This is a genomic window from Pseudomonas abieticivorans (genome assembly GCF_023509015.1).
In the GTDB taxonomy this organism is placed as follows: Bacteria; Pseudomonadota; Gammaproteobacteria; order Pseudomonadales; family Pseudomonadaceae; genus Aquipseudomonas; species Aquipseudomonas abieticivorans.
The window spans coordinates 1,990,353-2,008,160 of record NZ_CP094975.1 but is presented as its reverse complement, the minus strand read 5'-3'; the positions used below and the strand labels follow the sequence as shown (position 1 = coordinate 2,008,160).

The 17,808-nt window shown below is 61.7% G+C and carries 16 protein-coding genes; 6 read left to right on the top strand and 10 right to left on the bottom strand.

What is annotated here, in order from left to right:
- Complete coding sequence (gene parC, locus L9B60_RS09050; protein WP_249678148.1) at window positions 1-2,259, top strand: DNA topoisomerase IV subunit A; 2,259 nt, start codon at window positions 1-3, stop codon at window positions 2,257-2,259.
- Window positions 2,260-2,435: 176 nt separating this feature from the next.
- Window positions 2,436-3,143: a PqiC family protein gene (locus L9B60_RS09045; protein ID WP_249678147.1), complete on the top strand. Its 708-nt coding sequence runs from the start codon at window positions 2,436-2,438 to the stop codon at window positions 3,141-3,143.
- Between the two features lie 67 nt (window positions 3,144-3,210).
- Here L9B60_RS09045 and L9B60_RS09040 read toward each other — a convergent pair whose 3' ends face one another.
- Both L9B60_RS09040 and L9B60_RS09035 read right to left on the bottom strand, forming a co-directional pair.
- Window positions 3,211-4,098: a dihydrodipicolinate synthase family protein gene (locus tag L9B60_RS09040; protein ID WP_249678146.1), complete on the bottom strand. Its 888-nt coding sequence runs from the start codon at window positions 4,096-4,098 to the stop codon at window positions 3,211-3,213.
- A 42-nt stretch (window positions 4,099-4,140) separates the two neighbouring features.
- Window positions 4,141-4,923 carry an aldolase gene (locus tag L9B60_RS09035; protein ID WP_249678145.1) on the bottom strand — a complete coding sequence of 261 codons (783 nt, stop codon included), beginning with the start codon at window positions 4,921-4,923 and terminating at the stop codon, window positions 4,141-4,143.
- A gap of 104 nt (window positions 4,924-5,027) precedes the next feature.
- Here L9B60_RS09035 and L9B60_RS09030 point away from each other — a divergent pair, with 104 nt between their 5' ends.
- Complete coding sequence (locus L9B60_RS09030) at window positions 5,028-5,576, top strand: helix-turn-helix domain-containing protein (protein ID WP_249678144.1); 549 nt, start codon at window positions 5,028-5,030, stop codon at window positions 5,574-5,576.
- Window positions 5,577-5,581: 5 nt separating this feature from the next.
- On the opposite strand, the gene L9B60_RS09025 is transcribed toward L9B60_RS09030, so the two are convergent.
- On the bottom strand, window positions 5,582-7,117 hold the full coding sequence (locus L9B60_RS09025) for a histidine kinase (protein ID WP_249678143.1): 1,536 nt from the start codon (window positions 7,115-7,117) through the stop codon (window positions 5,582-5,584).
- A 133-nt stretch (window positions 7,118-7,250) separates the two neighbouring features.
- On the opposite strand from L9B60_RS09025, the gene serB reads away from it, so the two are divergent.
- A complete protein-coding gene (serB, locus tag L9B60_RS09020) occupies window positions 7,251-8,468 on the top strand; it encodes a phosphoserine phosphatase SerB (RefSeq protein ID WP_249678142.1) in 1,218 nt (405 codons plus the stop codon).
- 81 nt (window positions 8,469-8,549) lie between these two features.
- On the opposite strand, the gene L9B60_RS09015 is transcribed toward serB, so the two are convergent.
- From L9B60_RS09015 to L9B60_RS09000, 4 genes are all read right to left on the bottom strand, one after another.
- Complete coding sequence (locus L9B60_RS09015; protein WP_249678141.1) at window positions 8,550-10,343, bottom strand: cyclic-di-GMP receptor FimW-related protein; 1,794 nt, start codon at window positions 10,341-10,343, stop codon at window positions 8,550-8,552.
- A 153-nt stretch (window positions 10,344-10,496) separates the two neighbouring features.
- Window positions 10,497-11,366 (bottom strand): archaetidylserine decarboxylase, encoded by an 870-nt coding sequence (asd, locus tag L9B60_RS09010; protein ID WP_249679693.1) that lies wholly within the window; start codon window positions 11,364-11,366, stop codon window positions 10,497-10,499.
- 3 nt (window positions 11,367-11,369) lie between these two features.
- Entirely contained in the window at window positions 11,370-12,185 is an 816-nt protein-coding gene (locus L9B60_RS09005) for a rhodanese-like domain-containing protein (RefSeq protein ID WP_249678140.1), read from the bottom strand.
- Window positions 12,186-12,231: 46 nt separating this feature from the next.
- A complete protein-coding gene (locus L9B60_RS09000) occupies window positions 12,232-13,770 on the bottom strand; it encodes an HDOD domain-containing protein (RefSeq protein WP_249678139.1) in 1,539 nt (512 codons plus the stop codon).
- A gap of 129 nt (window positions 13,771-13,899) precedes the next feature.
- Here L9B60_RS09000 and motA point away from each other — a divergent pair, with 129 nt between their 5' ends.
- Both motA and motB read left to right on the top strand, forming a co-directional pair.
- Window positions 13,900-14,751, top strand: a complete 852-nt coding sequence (gene motA / locus L9B60_RS08995; RefSeq protein ID WP_249678138.1) for a flagellar motor stator protein MotA — start codon at window positions 13,900-13,902, stop codon at window positions 14,749-14,751.
- 3 nt (window positions 14,752-14,754) lie between these two features.
- On the top strand, window positions 14,755-15,798 hold the full coding sequence (gene motB, locus L9B60_RS08990; protein ID WP_249678137.1) for a flagellar motor protein MotB: 1,044 nt from the start codon (window positions 14,755-14,757) through the stop codon (window positions 15,796-15,798).
- A gap of 86 nt (window positions 15,799-15,884) precedes the next feature.
- On the opposite strand, the gene L9B60_RS08985 is transcribed toward motB, so the two are convergent.
- From L9B60_RS08985 to L9B60_RS08975, 3 genes are read right to left on the bottom strand one after another with little or no spacing between them, the layout of a single operon-like run.
- The gene (locus tag L9B60_RS08985) at window positions 15,885-16,373 is read right to left on the bottom strand and encodes a toll/interleukin-1 receptor domain-containing protein (RefSeq protein WP_249678136.1); all 489 of its coding nucleotides are present in this window, start codon (window positions 16,371-16,373) and stop codon (window positions 15,885-15,887) included.
- A complete protein-coding gene (locus L9B60_RS08980) occupies window positions 16,373-17,335 on the bottom strand; it encodes a caspase family protein (protein ID WP_249678135.1) in 963 nt (320 codons plus the stop codon). The genes L9B60_RS08985 and L9B60_RS08980 overlap by 1 nt, the downstream gene beginning before the upstream one ends.
- A 10-nt stretch (window positions 17,336-17,345) precedes the next feature.
- Window positions 17,346-17,747, bottom strand: coding sequence for a TIR domain-containing protein (locus tag L9B60_RS08975; protein WP_249678134.1), 402 nt, complete (start codon window positions 17,745-17,747; stop codon window positions 17,346-17,348).
- Between the last annotated feature and the right edge of the window lie 61 nt (window positions 17,748-17,808).

Below are 17,808 nucleotides of genomic sequence, written 5' to 3'. Positions count from 1 at the left end.
ATGAGCGACTCCCTTGATCTCAGCCTTGATGGCGTAGAACGCCGGTCCCTGGCTGACTTCACCGAACAGGCCTACCTCAACTACTCCATGTACGTGATCATGGACCGGGCACTGCCGCACATTGGCGACGGCCTGAAGCCGGTACAGCGCCGCATCGTCTATGCCATGAGTGAGTTGGGTCTGGATGCCGATTCCAAGCACAAGAAGTCCGCCCGTACCGTGGGTGACGTGCTCGGTAAGTTCCACCCCCATGGCGACTCGGCCTGCTACGAAGCCATGGTGCTGATGGCGCAGCCGTTCAGTTACCGCTACACCTTGGTCGACGGCCAGGGTAACTGGGGGGCGCCAGACGATCCCAAGTCGTTCGCCGCCATGCGTTATACCGAGGCGCGGTTGTCGCGCTATTCCGAAGTGCTGCTCAGCGAACTGGGCCAGGGCACTGCCGATTGGGTGCCCAACTTCGACGGTACCCTGGACGAGCCTGCGGTTTTGCCGGCACGTTTGCCCAATATCCTGCTTAACGGTACCACCGGTATCGCCGTGGGCATGGCCACCGACGTGCCGCCGCACAACCTGCGCGAAGTGGCCACGGCATGCGTGCGCCTGCTTGATGAGCCCAAGGCTACCGTCGAGCAACTGTGCGAGCACATCCAGGGCCCGGACTACCCGACCGAAGCAGAAATCATCACCCCGCGTGCCGACCTGCTGAAAATCTACGAGACCGGCCGCGGTTCAGTGCGCATGCGCGCGGTCTACCGCATCGAGGATGGCGACATCATCGTCACCGCGCTGCCGCACCAAGTCTCCGGCGCCAAGGTGCTGGAGCAGATCGCCGCGCAGATGCAGGCCAAAAAGCTGCCAATGGTCGCCGACCTGCGTGACGAGTCGGACCACGAGAACCCGTGCCGCATCGTCATCATCGCCCGCTCCAACCGCGTCGACCTCGATGAGTTGATGCAGCATTTGTTCGCCACCACCGAGCTTGAGTCCAGCTACCGGGTCAACGTCAACATCATCGGCCTGGACGGCCGGCCGCAGTTGAAGAACCTGCGGGCGCTGCTGGTGGAATGGCTGGAATTCCGGATCAATACCGTCCGTCGCCGCCTGCAGTTCCGCCTCGACAAGGTCGAGCGTCGTTTGCACCTGTTGGATGGCTTGCTGGTGGCCTTCCTCAACCTGGATGAAGTGATTCACATCATCCGTACCGAGGAGCACCCAAAGGCGGTGTTGATCGAGCGTTTTGCGCTCACCGACATCCAGGCCGACTACATCCTGGACACGCGCCTGCGTCAGTTGGCGCGCCTGGAAGAGATGAAGATCCGCAATGAGCAGGATGAACTGGCCAAGGAGCAAGCGCGCCTGAAAGCCTTGCTGGGCAGTGAAACCAAGCTGCGCAAGCTGGTGCGCACCGAGCTGATCAAGGATGCCGAAACCTACGGTGATGACCGTCGCTCGCCAATCGTGGCGCGCAGCGAAGCCAAGGCACTGTCGGAAAACGAACTGATGCCGACCGAGCCGGTAACGGTCGTGTTGTCGGAAAAAGGCTGGGTGCGCTGCGCCAAGGGCCATGATATCGACGCCACGGGGCTTTCGTACAAGGCCGGTGACGGCTTCAAGACTGCGTCCAATGGCCGCTCCAACCAGTTTGCGGTGTTTATCGATTCCACCGGGCGTAGTTATTCGGTGGCCGCCCACACGCTGCCGTCGGCGCGAGGGCAGGGCGAACCGCTCACCGGGCGCCTGACGCCGCCGCCTGGCGCAAGTTTTGAGTGCGTGCTGCTGCCCGATGACGAATCGCTGTACGTGGTGGCCTCCGATGCCGGCTACGGCTTTGTGGTCAAGGGTGAAGACCTGCAAGCCAAGAACAAGGCGGGCAAGGCGCTGCTCAGTTTGCCAAACGGAGCCAAGGTGCTGGCGCCGCGCCCGGTGGCTGATCGCGAGCTGAACTGGCTGGCGGCCGTCACAACGGAAGGTCGCCTGTTGATTTTCAAGGTGGCCGACCTGCCTCAGCTGGGTAAAGGAAAGGGCAATAAAATCATCGGTATCCCGGGTGACAGGGTGGCCAGCCGTGAGGAATACGTCACGGATTTGGCGGTGCTTTGCGAGGGCGCGACCCTTGTATTGCAAGCCGGCAAGCGTACTCTGTCGCTGAAGGCTGACGACTTGGAGCACTACAAGGGTGAGCGTGGCCGCCGTGGCAATAAACTGCCCCGAGGCTTCCAGCGGGTCGATGCATTAATTGTCGAAAACGCTGGCTGATGCGATTTAGAGCGGCCGGTCTGGGTTTTTAAGCGCAGATCGACGCTTAAGCGCTGGAGTCATGGCGCATATTCGCGGATGATATGCCCTCTTGAGGCACCAGCGTGGCTGAGTGTCCAGACGAATTCGTTGAGTATCACTGCGGTTAGCCTTGTGGCAACCGCCTGGATGGGATGATGACTGTTCTGCGCCTTCCTTTGGTTTTATTGCTGACCGGCGTGCTAGGCCTGGCGGGGTGCGCGGTGCACCAGCCAGTCTCGCTGTATCAGCTTGATAGCGGTAACCCGGGCCAACCCAAGCAAAGCGCGGGGATGTCCGTGTTGCTGGGCCCTGTATCGGTTGCCGATTACCTGCAACGCGAAACCTTGCTGCAGCGCCAGCCCGATGGCAGCCTCACCGCCGCTACCGATGGCCGCTGGGCGGGTAGCTTGTCTTCGGACATCGATCAGTTGCTGCTGCGCCAGTTGGCCTGGCGGCTGGACAGCCAGCGGGTAATGCTGGCGCCTTCGGCTACCTCCACGACGCCTGACGTGCAAGTGTTGCTGTCGATTACCCGGCTTGACTCGGGTGACAAGCAACCGGCCATCCTGGACGCCCAATGGCGCCTGCTGGATCGCCGTGGCCAGGTGCGTGACAACCGCATCGTGCATCTCGAAGAGAAGCACGACGGTGGCACGGCAGCCCAGGTGCAGGCGCAAGGCGTATTGTTGCAGCGCCTGGCCGAGCAGCTGAGTGCCGCAGTCAAGCCGCTGGCCAACCAGCCACCGCTGGCCGAGGAAGTGCGCAAGCCTTCCCAGGCCAAGGTCAAGCAGGACGAACCAGACAAGCCGAAAATGCCGTTGGCGGCACCGATCCGCACCGATATGGAAGTGTTCCGCTTCTGATATCGACGGCCAAAAAAAGCCCGCAGCGATGCGGGCTTTTTTATGGCAATTAGTTGCCCGGCTATCCTCAACGCAGCTCGTTCAACAGTTCCCAGAGCTGGCGCTGGTCGTTTTCCGCCAAGGCGAACACCGGCAGCCTGGGGTCGCCAACGACCAATCCGGTCAAGGCAAGCCCGGCCTTGATGGTGGCCGGCAGTCCGCCTTTGAGGATGAATTGGAGTAGCGGCAGTTGGCGGTCGAAGACCTGCTGGGCTGCCGGCAGATCGTTATTTTTTACCGCTTGATACAGTTGAATGTTTTGTTGCGGTATCAGGTTGGGGGCGGCGGTACACCAGCCCTTGGCGCCGGCCTTGAACGCTTCGAGGGCCAGCGGGTTGCAACCATTGTAGAAAGGCAGGCGACCTTGGCTCAAGTCGCGCAGGCGATGCATGCGCTCAATGTCCCCAGTGCTTTCCTTGACCATGGTGACGTTGGGCACTGACCGGTAGATATCCATGATCAGATCCACGGACATGTCGGTGCCACTGGTGGCCGGGTTGTTGTACAGCATGATCGGGATATCGATGCTGTCGCCAATGGCCTGGTAATGCTGGCGAATTTCCGCAGGGCTGAGCTTCCAGTAGGACATTGGCAGCACCATCACGGCGTCGGCCCCATGGGCCTGGGCATATTGCGCGCGGCGGATGGTGCTGGCGGTGGTCAGGTCCGAGACGCTGACAATGGTGGGCACCCTGCGTGCCACCTGATTGAGGCTGTGTTTGCACACCAATTGCCATTCCTGATCGCTCAGGTAGGCACCTTCGCCGGTGCTGCCCAGCGGGGCGATGGCGTTTATGCCAGCGGCGATCAAGCGCTCGATGGAGCGGCTCAGGGCGCCGAGGTCAAGCCCGTCGCTTTCAAGGTCGAACGGGGTGACGGTGTAGCCGATGATTCCATGAATGTCTGCAGTAGGCATGTGAGTCCTTTCGGTTTCAAGTAATTGCAAGTAATTGCAAGGTCAGCTAAGGCAGTCGGCGTGTTGCCGCAGGTGGCGCCTGGCCTGGTAGTTGAAGGCGGCGGTTTCGCGTCGCGGCGTACTGACCCAGTCCCGAGCCTCTCGGCCCAATGCCGGCAAGATGGGCCGAATGGTGCCTGCGGCACTGGCCAGTAACTGCAACTGGGCTGCTCGCTCGATCAGCAGGGCAATGCTGCAGGCCTGCTCGACGGTGGCGCCGGTGCTGACCTGGCCGTGGTGCGAGAGCAGGATGGCGCGCCGCTCGCCCAAGGCCCCGGCAATCAGTTCGCCCTCTTCGTTGCCCACCGGAATACCCGGCCAGGCAGCCAGGAATGCGCATTCCTCATACAGTGGCGCCAGGTCCATGTGCGAGATCTGCAGGGGTACCTCCAGCATTGACAGCGCGGCGATGTGGGTCGGGTGAGTGTGGATGATGCACGTCACGTCAGCGCGTGCCGCATAGATCCAGCTATGGAAGCGATTGGCGGGGTTGGCCATGCCCTGGCCTTCGAGCACCTCCAGGTCTTCGCTGACCAGCAGCAGGTTGCTCGCGGTGATTTCGTCGAAACCCAGGCCTAGTTGCTGGGTATAAAAGGTCCCGGGCTGGGGCCCGCGCGCGCTGATCTGCCCTGCCAGGCCAGCGTCATGGCCATTTTCGAAGAGGATGCGACAGGTGAGCGCGAGTTTCTGGCGCAAGGTCCAGCTGTTGCCGGCCAGGGAGCTGCGCATCTGCAGATGGGCGCGTTCAACCAGTTCGGCCTTGGGCGCTTGCATTGAGTGAGCCATATGAAGTCCATTCCAGTGGTACGGGTAAATGACACGAATGAACTTATAGGACACACTGTGTCATTGGCAACGCTTTATCCTCTTGCCGAAGCATTCGGAAAAACATGTCTACTCAATTGAAGATTTTGCGAAAAAAGTTGGGCCTGTCACTGGAGAGTCTGGCTCAGGCGTGCGGCTTGACCAGGAGCTACCTGTCCAAGGTCGAGCGCGGGCTGGCAATGCCGTCGATTGCCGCTGGGTTGAAGCTGGCGAAGGCCTTGAATGTGAGGGTCGAGGAGTTGTTTACCGAAGAATCCGACACCCCGTTGCAGGGCGGCTACAGCTTGATGCGCGAGCAAGACCGTCGCCCGTGGGGGGCGGATGGCCAGGCATCGGCCTATGCGGTACTCGCTCATCAGGTGGGGCGGCGCAACGTGTTGCCCTTCATGGTGCATCCGCCACAGGAATTCCGTGGCTCCTCGTTCAAGGAGCACCAGGGGGAAGAGTTCCTATTTGTGCATGAGGGCTGCGTGGAAGTGGACTTCGGCAGCGAGCGGATCATCCTGCAGCGCGGCGATGCGCTGCAGTTCAATGCACAAAAGCCCCATCGCGTGCGCTCCTGCGGCGATCAGCTGGCACATTTGCTGGTAGTGGTGGAGGCGGGTCAAGACTGACCCGCTTAAACCCGCGCCTCATGCATGCGCGCCAGTTGCCGCTCCAGCATCGAAGGGTATGGCTCTAGCAGCCGCTCCACGCAGCATGCGCCTTCGGGGCTGGCGATCGGGCGAATGCGTGCGCGCTGGCGGATCAGCGGGTCGTCGCTGATCTGCCGCTCCACCAATAACAAGTTACGGCTGTGCTGGGACAGTGCCAGGGCATCCTGGGCGGTTTCGGTCAGCAGCAGGTCGATCTGGCTCATGCCAGCCAGGTTGCTGTCGCCCAGTACCAGGCCCAATTGCAATTGCAGGGTGATGCCGCTGTCGGCCACCTCGATTTGCAGGGCGTGGCCCAAGGCGCGTAGCAACTCGCCGCAGCAGATGGCGTTGGTCAGGTATTCATCACCGCTGGCCTCGCTATTGAACAGCATCAGCGTGCTGCCATCGTTGAGGGTGTGCAGTTCGCTTTCCCACAGCGACGCGGCCTGGTCCAGGCAGTCGCGGTAGCGCTGCAGCAGCTCCATCAGGCGGGCGCGCGGCAGGCGTCGCAGCTGCTCCTGAGCGCCCAGTTGCACGGCCAAGACTGCGCTGTACTGTGGCTGGCTGGGGGCTGGCGGGATGATCACCGCAGGTGCAGGGCTTACGGGCTTGGCCACCGCTGGCGAGTGATCGCGCAGGTCGGCAAAAGGGTCGTCGCCGTCCTCGTCCTCATCTTCCTCGGCATGCAAGATGCGTTTAGGCGCAGGCTTGGCCGGCAGGGCAGGGGTTTCGTCGAAGCTTGGGTCGCGCAGGTTGCGCACCTCGAACACTGGCTCGTCGTCTTCCGGCTCTTCCTCGGCCTCAGGCTCTGGCTCCGGCTCTGGGCGCTTGATGGCGAAGCGGGTATGCAACTGGCGCGCAAGGTCGCCGATTTCATCCTGGCGGTCGGTGGCCGGGGTGTTTTCGTCCAGGTCGCGCAGCCACACCCGCAGTTGCAGCAGGGGCGTGGAGATGTAGCGGCCCAAACGCAAACTGAAGGCCAGGGACAGGGCCAGCAGGATCGCGCTGAGAATGCCCATGCTCTGCAGGCTGATGGTCATCGGCTGCTGGAACTGGTTCATGTCCAGGCTGATGCGCAGTTGCCCGGCCGTCACGTCCTGGAAGGTGATCTTGGTTTCATACAGGCCGCTTGAAGCATCCAGCAAACCGCTTTTGGGGCGGGTGCCGGCTTCGGCCATGATGCGGTTGTCCACGCTGTAGATGGCAGCGTGGGCCACCAGCGGGTTTTTCACCAGGTTATTGAGTAGCACGTTCAGGCTGAGGATGTCGTTGGACACCAAGAGCTCCGTCGCCGACGTCGCCGTCTGCGTGGTCAGGCTCTGGCCAAGGGCATCGGCCTGTTCGTGCATGGCCTGCTTGAACTGCAAACCCATCACGCAGGCATAGATCACCAGGGCCAATGCGACCAGGAAGACGTTATGGCTGGCAATGCGTAATGCGAGCGGTACACGGCGGTGGCGCAGTGCCCGAAAGATCAGCAGGAAGAAGTTGTCGGTTTTGACTGGCGTGGGCCGGTTCACTGAGCTCGGCTCTTTTGTCCGTGAAGTTGCTGCGCAGTATAGCGAGGCACCCCAGTACGGCAAAGCGCTCGCTGTGCCCGATGGTCACTGAAAGTAGGTAGAATGCGATTTTTTCCACGAAACGGGGTGCGCCTTGCGCGAAATCGTCCTGATTAACATCACCGGTGAGGACCGCCCAGGCCTCACTGCGGCCATTACCGGTGTACTCGCCCAAGGCGGCGTGACCATTCTTGATATTGGTCAGGCGGTGATCCACGACACGTTGTCGTTCGGCCTCCTGGTGGACTTTGCCAGCAACGAACAAGCCTGTGCCGTGTGCAAGGACCTGCTGTTCAAGGCCCAGCAACTCGAACAGCAAGTGCGCTTCACACCTGTTGCGCAAGCGGATTACCAGCATTGGGTAGACAGCCAGGGCAAGTCGCGCCACATCGTTACCCTGATGAGCCGCCAGGTCACTGCCGAGCAACTGCAGCGGGTGAGCTCGATCACTACCCGCTACGGTTTGGACATCGACAAGATTGACCGTCTGTCGGCTCGCGTGGCTTTGGATGCGCCCGCTGACCATGGCAAGGCCTGCATCGAGTTTTCCGTGCGTGGCGAACCGAGCGATGGGCAAGCCCTGCGTGCCGAGTTCCTGGGTTTGGCGCAGGAGCTGAATGTCGACATCGGCTTCCAGCAGGACTCGCTGTTTCGCCGCAACCGTCGCCTGGCCGTGTTCGACATGGATTCGACGCTGATCGAGGCCGAGGTAATCGACGAGTTGGCCAAGGCCCATGGCGTGGGTGAGCGGGTGTCGGAAATTACCGAGCGGGCCATGCGTGGCGAGCTGGATTTCCGTGCCAGCTTCAAGGAGCGCCTGGCCCTGCTCAACGGCCTGGACGTCAGCGTGCTGGACGCCATTGGTGCGTCGCTGCGCCTGACCGAAGGCGCCGAAGTGCTGTTTGCCGAGCTCAAGCGCCTGGGTTACAAGACCGCGATCCTGTCAGGTGGCTTTACCTATTTTGCCAAGCAGTTGCAGGCCAAGCTGGGCATCGACTACGTGTATGCCAACGAACTGGAAGTGGTCGACGGCAAGTGCACCGGCGTTGCGATCGAGCCGATTGTCGACGCTCAGCGCAAGGCAGATTTGCTTCGCGAACTGGCCGCGCGCGAAGGTTTGAGCCTGGAGCAGACGATTGCCGTGGGCGATGGCGCCAACGATTTGCCGATGCTGGCGATCGCAGGCCTGGGCGTGGCGTTTCGCGCCAAGCCGCTGGTCAAGCAATCGGCCAAGCAGGCGATCTCGACCCTGGGCTTGGATGGGGTGTTGTACCTGCTAGGCATGCGCGATCGCGACGGCCGGGGTTTATAGGGGTACCGCACTGTTCGGTTCGCGGATGAATCCGCTCCTACAGGTAGGGGCAGAGTTATCCGCGAACCAGGCGCCGTCGATTCAAAGATCGCCCCACAACGAATCGAAATTCTCGCCCGCGACCTGTTCGCCGCTGGCCACCGCCTTGCTGGCCAAAGGCTCCTGGGTCTTGTACTCGAACTGGTTGAAGCTGCCCGTGCCACTGACACGCTTGCCCAGGCTGGCGCGTTTTTCTTCGCCCTTGGTATTGATCATCACCTTGTTGCCTTCCTGAAAGGGCAGGCGCGGGGCAATCATCGAGGCGGGGATATCGATAGCGCGGATTTCCGGTAGCAGCAACCCGCGTAGGTATTGGCTGCTTTCCTGGGCGTTGCGCAACAGTTGCAGCCCGCACGGCTGGGCGTAGGGGGCGACCAGTTCGATGCCCATCTGGGTGCCGCCACTGCGCACTTGGCGAATCCAGCGCACCACGGCAATGCTCCAGCCCTGCGCGGGCGAGTCCTGAATACCGAGCATTTCGCCGGCTTGCAACTGTGCCGGCACCTCCTTGGGCCACGCCAGGCAGTAACCACCGGGGCTGTGGTTGATGATGTTGAGCGCGTGGATCGGAAAGTCCTGCTGGGCATTGGAGGCGCTGGATGCGCCGTCGCCCTGTTCGTTGTGATACTGGATTTCCTCGTAAGGCAGCATGTGCGCCTGGGTCGAGTTTTGCGGCGCATCGAAGGCCAGCGCCCAGGTGCTGCTGTCATCCTTTCGCGCCTGAGGGCTGGCGAAGTTGGCGCTACCCACTTCCGGGCGCCGGAGCACTTCGCTGAACGAACGCTCGCCGCTCAGGTAGTAGTGCAGCGCGCTCATGCCGATGCACACGCTCAGGTTGCCCTGGCCGGGGGCGCGATGGAAGGTGCGTTCGGCCACATCGCCCCAGGCGGCGTTGAGGTGCTGCAACAGGTCGATCGTGAAGCCTTGGGGCACCAGCAACGGCGAGCCGCTGCGCTGCTCGGCAGGCAGTTGCAGGTAGCTGTCAATGGCTTGCACCAGTTTCGAAGGGTCTAGGCCCAGCAGCGAAGTGGCCTGCGCTTCGACAAACAACGACTTGTAGCGTGGTGGGCCGTCGATGGCCGGCGCCACGGCGAACAGGCTGTTATCGTCGCAGGCCGCCTGCACGCGCACCAGCGCGCCCCAGGATTCGAGCACGTCGGCCAGGCGCGCGATCGAGCCTTGGCGCATCTGGTTGCAGCGCGAACTGCCCATTAACAAGGCGGCGGCGTAGGTTTGCTCGATGCTCAGGGTGCGCGCGTGGCTGGCCAGTTCGTCGGGTACCACCTGTTGTTGCAATTGGTGGTGCAGGGCGACTTGATACAACTGATGCAGCTCGCGCCACAGGCCGTCAGGCACCGGGCAGTAGAGCAGGCTGGCGCGGATCAACGGGCCGTTGAGGCAATGCAGCGCACGCTGGATCGCCATGCTCAACAGCGCGGCGCGGTCTTTGGAAAACTTCGGCGAAAGTCGGCAGATGATCTGTTTGTAGCCCACCGCCAAGTGATTTTGCAGTGCCTGGCACAGGTTGGCGACCTTGCGCGCACGTTCGTCGAGCACGATCGACTGGTTCAGGAAATGCCGTTCCAGGTGCTTGCAGACGTAGTACACCTCGGGGCGCAACAGTTCCAGCAACTGCAGGCGGTTTTCGCTGCGGGTGACCAGTTGGTTCAGTTCAAGCAGGCCTTGGTAGAGCTGGCGCGCAGTTTCCCCCAGGTTGGCCTTGGGCAGCGTGGCGATCCAGCGCTTCATGTCGCGCGGGGTGGCTTCGCAGAACGTCAGGCTCAACTGTGACGGCGTCGGTGCGCGCAGCAACAGGTGGGGACTGGAACTGGACATCAAGCGTTTCCTGGTGTTTAACGGGAGTCTCCGACAGCGGGGCGCTGCCTGTATTAGAGTCGAATGGGCGGACTCTAGCAGCATTGTCGGATAGCTGCAGCATTGCGCAATAATAGCCCGGCCAGTTGGCAGCCGGCCGGGCTGGACGCAAGGTCAAGCCTGGTTGGCGTCGCCCATGCGCTGGCCCATGCGCACCGGGGCACCGGCGCTGAGTTCATGGGCCCATTTGATCTGCTCGGGGCCAAACAGCACGATCGCCGTGGAGCCCAACTTGAAGCGGCCCAGCTCCGCGCCTTTTTCAAGATGGATGGGCGCGCGTGCGGCCTCGTCGTAGCGCACGGTCTTGAGTTCGCGCTTGGGTGGCGTGACCAACCCGGCCCAGACGGTTTCCACCGAGGCTACGATCATCGCGCCCACCAGTACCACGGCCATCGGGCCGCGTTCGGTGTCGAACAGGCAAACCACGCGCTCGTTGCGGGCGAACAGCTCCGGGACATTTTCGGCGGTGGTCTGGTTGACCGAAAAAATACGGCCTGGCACGTAGACCATTTCGCGCAGGGTGCCAGCCAGCGGCATGTGCACGCGGTGGTAGTCCTTGGGCGACAGGTAGACGGTGGCGAATTCACCGCCCATGAACGGCGCGGCATTGGCCGGGTCGCCGCCCAGCAGTTCGACCACGCTGAAACTGTGGCCCTTGGCCTGGAAAATGCGACCGTGTTCGATCGGGCCGAGCTGGCTGATGGCGCCGTCGGCCGGGCTCAGGATCGCGCCAGGGGTTGGGTCCAGCGGGCGTGCGTCAGGTTTTAGGGCGCGGGTGAAGAACGCATTGAAATGCTCGTAGGCGGTCAGGTCTTCGACCAGTGCCTGGGACATGTCGACCTGGTAGCGCTTGGCGAACCAGGCGGTAAAGGCATTCTTGAACCAGCGCACGCGGCACTCGGCCACGCAGCCGGCCAGGCGCGAGAGCAGGTGGTGGGGCAGCAGGTATTGGCTGAGTATGAACAAGCGGGATTTCATCGAGATTCCTTAAACTTCTACCGGGGTATCGGGGTGGTTGCCCCACTCGCCCCATGAACCGGCGTAGCCCTTGACGCGCGGGTAACCGAGCGCCTTGGCCACCAGATAAGTAAAGCCAGAACGGTGGTGGGTCTGGCAGTGTGTGATCACTTCCTTGTCCTTGGTGATGCCAAGGTCCTGGAGGATTTGTGGCATGTCCTGGCGAATGCGCAGCGAGCGGTTCTTGTCCATGCCGGCAGTCCATTCGAAATTGACCGCGCCAGGAATGTGGCCGCCCTTGGCTGCCAGCACTTTCTCGCCGGAATATTCCAGCGGGCCGCGGGCATCCCAGATCGCCAGGTCGGCGGCACCCAGGCGGCTTTGCAGGTATTCGCGGGTAGCCGTAGGTGCTTCGCCGAGCGTCAGCGAGACGGGCCCGCCAACCGGTGCCGGCACCTCGGTGGACAGCGCCAGCCCGTCGGCTTGCCAGGCCATCAGGCCACCGTCGACATAGTGGTACTTGGTGTGGCCGATCACGTCCAGCAGCCAGATGAACCGGCCAGCCCAGCCGCCGCCTTCATCGTCGTACACCACATAGACGGCATCCTTGTCGTGCCCCAATTCACCGAACAGCGCCTCAAGCGCTGCCTGGGTCGGCAGCAGGCCGGGCGCCGGTGGTTGGCCCAGTTGCGTGCGCTTGGGGTCGACGAAGAAAGCCCCGGGGATATGCCCGGCTTGATAACGGGCAGGGCTGGTCAGGTCGACCAGGATCAACTCTGGAACGTCGAGACGCGCATGCAGGTCCCCGGTTTCAATCACCAGGGGCAGGCCCGAAAAATCAGCCATGTGGGGTCTCCAGATCTAAAAGAGAGGGGCGATTGTAGCGCAAGGTTCAGGCGCTGCGGTTGGTAAAGCTGGTCAGCGCGCGCTCAATGCATTGCGCGGTTTTACCGAAGGCCTGCACGCTGATCTCCGAGAACGGCCCGCCGCCCTGGTCGGCCACCACCAACATTACCACCCGACCATTGCTGCCCAGGGAACGCAGCAACACGTGGTCACCCTTGAACAGGGCTCGCAGGTTGCCGGGGATCAGCGCGGAAAACTGTGCGTTATTGGCGGGGGTAAGGCGTATCTGCGCGGGCTTGGCCAGCAGGCGTTGCAGTACCGTGCTCTGGCTGATCAGCAGGCTCAGGTTGGCGGCTTCGGGGGGTAACCCGCCGATCTGGTGCACGCGCAGGTTGGTCATGGCCTTGTCGGTCATGAGCATCATCACCCGCTGCATGCCGCAGGCCAGCAAGGCATCACGGGCGTAAGTGGTCAGGTGCATGGCGTTGTTGAAGCGACTCGGCTCCACCAGCAGTTCAGCGCAGTACTTGCGCCACACCGTCAGCGACTCGGCCGAAGGCGGCGGCGCGGGCAGCAGGCCGCGGTGCAGCTTGCGCGAGTCCCACGGCCACAACAGCGCTTCGGCGGGGTGCCACAAGCCGGGTGCGGCGTGGTTGCGCGCGCTTTGCGCGGCCTGTTGGTGCACTTGCTGCTGCAGCTCTTGGAGGGGCATTTGCAGGTACAGGCTGGTCAGGTACTGCCAGCGGGTCATGTGCGGGCTTTCCCAGCCTTGCTGGGCCGCGAGGGCAATACCGTTGGCCAGCAAGACCGTATTGGCCGGTTGCACCAGCCAGCGACGCAAGGCCGGGTCGTCGTCGAGCTTGTGTTGCTGGCGCAAACGATGCTCATTGTCGCGGGCAATATGCAGCACCCCGACCAGTGAGCGTTTCTCTTCCAGCAGCAGGCGATAGCCGTGGCTTACCCAGGCCGGCAAGCGCCACAGCTCGGCCACGGTCTGGCAGATGTTCAGCAGCCGTACGCCGAACAGTTCATTTTCCACCGCGCAGGCGGGCTCGCCTTTGTGCACCACCCGCAACTCCCATTCTTCCAGCAGCTTGGGGTGTGTCACGGCCAGCGGCCAGAGCGGCGATAGGAACAGCAGGCTGCCCCAGTGAATTTCCTGCCATAGCCGCGCCAGGCGCCCGGCGAATAGCCCGTTGGCCTGCTGTGCGGCATGCTGGCTGATCAGTTGCAGTTGGCGCAAGGCCATCGGGATCTCGCTGGTTTCGACGGCCGGTAGGCGCAGCAGCAACTCTTCGGTACGTTTGAGACCCAGCCGGTTGATCGCGATCTCCAGGCTTTCGGCGGGCTCCGCGAGGCTTGCATGGCTATGGTGGTTGGCCTCGCGGATCACACTCAGCACCAGGGCCGGGCTGTTCTGCATGGCTTCGGCGATATCACGCAGCGAGCGACGGCTATCGGCCATGGTGGCACGTACATGATCGTAACTGGCCTGCGGGACGGGCAGGCGCACGCCGTCGAGCAATTTGACCCAGGCTTCAAGGCTTTGCGGTTTTTGTGTTGGCACGATGGCTTCAATAGGCATGCTGTGGGGGCCAAACTGGCTTTTCGCCTTTCTAGGCTATAGTCTGGCGCAGAACTGCCGATAAGTAGAAGAAGAGTTTTAAGAACTTCCGCCCCGTCTTTCACCTCGACCTGTAAGTGCTTCTAACCTATGGCTAAAATTATCGGCATCATCGTCGTATTCGCGAGCGTGCTCGGCGGATACGTACTCTCCCACGGTAAAATCGCGGCGCTGATCCAGCCTTTCGAGGTGTTGATTATCGGCGGCGCGGCGCTGGGTGCGTTCCTGCAGGCCAACCCCGGCTACATGACCATGCACGTACTGAAAAAGTCGTTGGGCATGTTCAAGTCGCGGTTCTCTCACGCCTTTTATATCGAAGTGTTGAGCCTGGTCTACGAGATCCTCAATAAAAGCCGTCGTGAAGGCATGATGGCGATCGAGAGCGATATCGAGGACGCCTCGGCCAGCCCGATCTTCGCCAAATACCCGGTCATACTCAAGGATGAGCGCATGACCGCGTTCATCTGCGACTACCTGCGCATCATGTCCACCGGCAACATGGCCCCCCATGAGCTGGAAGGGCTGTTCGACATGGAGTTGCTGAGCATGAAGGAAGAGCTCGAGCACCCTTCCCATGCCGTGACCGGCGTGGCCGACGGCATGCCCGGCTTTGGTATCGTCGCGGCAGTTCTGGGTATCGTGGTGACCATGGCGTCCCTTGGCGATGGTGACAAGAACGCCATCGGCGGCCACGTCGGCGCGGCGCTAGTGGGTACCTTCTTCGGTATCCTCGCGGCCTACGGCTTTGTCGGCCCGCTGGCCACGGCGCTGGGCCACGATGCCAAGGAAGAAGTAAACGTGTACGAGGCCATCAAGGCCTCGCTGGTGGCCTCGGCCTCGGGCATGCCGCCTTCGTTGGCCGTCGAATTCGGTCGCAAGGTGCTGTACCCGGCCCACCGCCCCAGCTTTGCCGAGCTTGAGCAAGCGGTTCGCGGTCGCTGATCCATGGAAAATAATCAGCCGATAATCATCAAGCGCGTCAAGCGCTTTGGCGGCGGTCACCACGGCGGCGCCTGGAAGATTGCCTTCGCCGACTTTGCCACGGCGATGATGGCGTTCTTCCTGGTGCTGTGGCTGTTGTCTACCGCCACGCCCGAGCAAAAGCTGGCCATCGCCGGCTACTTCCAGGACCCTGTGGGGTTTTCTGAAAGTGGCTCGCCGTACATCATCGACATGGGCGGCACGCCCAAGCTTGCGCCCGACAAGACCCTGAATCCGCAAATCGAGGAAGGCCCGCCCAAGCCTGAGTCGGACAGCAACAAGGTCACCGAGGACCAGGCCGACAAGGTCGCCGAACAGGTCGAGCACGAGCGCCTGGAGTTGCTGTTGCAGGAGCTGCAGAACAAGGTCGACCAGAACCCGCAATTGCAGAAGTTCAAGGATCAGATCCTGTTCGAGATCACCCAGGACGGCTTGCGCATCCAGATCATGGACGCCGAGAACCGGCCGATGTTCGACCTGGGCAGTGCGCGCTTGCAGCCGTATTTCGAAGACATACTGCTGGCCATGGCCGACACGATCAAGGCCGTGCCAAACAAGATCAGTGTCAGCGGCCACACCGATGCCAAGCCGTACGCCGGCCAAGGTGACTTTGGTAACTGGGAGCTGTCGGCAAACCGTGCCAACGCGGCTCGCCGGGCACTGGTGGCCGGCGGATATCCTGATAGCCAAGTAGCGCGGGTGGTGGGTTATGCCTCTTCTTCGCTGTTTGATCGCAAGAACCCGCTGAACCCGGTCAACCGTCGCATCGATATCGTCGTTTTGACCAAGAAGGCCCAACGCGAGATCGAGGGCGAGCAGGGCGCGCCGGATGCACCAGGCGCAGGCAAACCCGCTGCCCCTGGCGCGGCGGCTCCAGCCGGCAAACCGGGTGCTTCAACGGCAGCGCCAGTGGACCCAACGGCGCCGATGCAGCCGCGGGAGTTGCGGCAAAAGCTGAACATCTTCGAGGACGGCACCTTGAAAATGGATGAGCCAGGGAAGCAGTGAAGCAGCTTCAAGTGGCAAGCTACAAGCTTGGAGCAGGTTAGTGCGGTGCCTGCTTTGGGCTTATAGCTTGCAGCTCATAGCTCAATTCAATACCCCCTGCGAATGCGCTCCTTGAGTGTCTTGTGGAACTGGTCAGCGCTGCCGACACCTTTCGCGCTGCCCGCCGTGGCCCGTTCCATGGACTCCATGCCGATCGAGCGCTTGCTGCTTTCGCGTCGATATTCTTCGATGAACAAATCCAGCTCCAGGGTATTGCTCATCTTCGGCCATTTCTCCAGGTACAGCGGCAGCGCCTCGTGCCCCACCTGAAATGAGCTGATGCGTCGGCCACTGATGGTCGCTTCGCCTATCTCGAAGGGCACCCACCACGACTGCGCGGTCGTGTAGGAAATCACTGCCAGCAAATGGGTGCATTCGGTGATGTTGCGGGTAATGACCTCGGTAATGTTGTCGGTGCTTTGCGACTCGGCATCCAGTACATCGAAATAGGTCTGCACATTGAATTGCTGCAGGCGGTTATTGATGCGCGTGGCAAGGTCTCGGTCGGTGTGGCGATAGCTGATAAACACTGGCATCAGAAATGTCCCTTGCTGGCGAGGTCGCGGTAGTAGGCACCTAGCGCCGTCAGGCGGCAGCCGGTGTGGTGTATGGCGGCGAAGTACATGTGTTCGGCGTTCACCGGCTCCACCAGGCTGTGGCGATTGCAGTTTTGCAACTGCGCGAAGACTTCACCGTTGGGCGGGTAGAACACCTTGGTCTGGGTAGGCTCGAAGCTTGGGTCCAACTCAAACACGCTCTCGGCCTCGGGAAACCATTCGGGCAGCTTGCGCAGGGTTTCAACCGGTACCAGCGGGGTTACATCGCGAAGTGAAATAAACCGTGCGACGTTGGTCTTGAACACGGGGCGCTGCTCCCAGGTGTCCAAGGCGTTGTCGACGAAGGCGTACAGGCTGCCCGGGGTGATGGCGCCCAGTACATTGGCCGCGCCGCCGTGCAAGGCTTGCAACAGTAAACTGGTGAATACGCCGTGGCCTGCCCGCTCCTGGGCCAGTTGGGCCTTGCGGCACGCGGTGAGGATGGTGATGCCCTCGCCAATCGCGCTGACACCGCCTTTCAAACCACGGTTTTCACCCGCTGCACCCGCCTGGCAGCAGTCCAGGATAATGATTTTGTTTTTGATGTCGGTGGCCTTGAGGGCCAGGTTCAAGATGTCACTGATGCGAATGCCGTCGCTGGCGTTGCTGGCATCCTGCGGCAGGATCAGGCCTTCGTCGGCGTCATTGTCGAAGTGGCCGTGGCCTGCAAAATACAGCAGCGCCGTGTCGCAATCGCCGCTGAACAGCTCCTTGATGTAGCCGTCCAGCACATTGCGTGAAAGGTCGTTCTCCGCCGTGGTCAAAATCCTGCTCTTGAAGTTCGGGCTGCCGCTGGCATGCCGTCCCAGTACCGAGCCCATTGCGATGGCGTCGTTGTTACAACCCGTCAATGGCGTAATGTTTTTGTAGTTGTTGATGCCGATAAACAGAGCCTTGCGCATGCTTGATCCCTCACGCATGAAGTTTGATGGCGTTGACAATGCCGCTGGTGCTCCAGGCGCACTCGGCGTGGGCGGCCTGGCGCACCGCTTGGGATATGCGCTCGGCGCCGAAGGGTTTGATGGCGATGATCGGCTTGCCGAACCGCCGCGCGATCGCGATTTCCTTGTTGATCCACGTGCTGTAATGGGCGTACATGCCAGCCATGATCAGCACCGCCGAACAGGGTGCGATCTTGGCCGCGATCGCCCGTTCCAGCGCCTCGTCGGTCGGGGCGTCGATGATCGGGTTGTGCGGCGGCACCGAGAAGTTTTTGAAGGCAAAGGTGGGGTGCAGGTCAAGCAGGTTGACCAGGCGATCGTAAGCGTCGGAGTAATTCCAGGAGTGGCTGATGAACAGGTGGTAAGTCGTCATGTTTGACCTTTCATGTACAGGTGAAAGGTTGACGATTGTTCAACTTTGTCGCATGAACAAG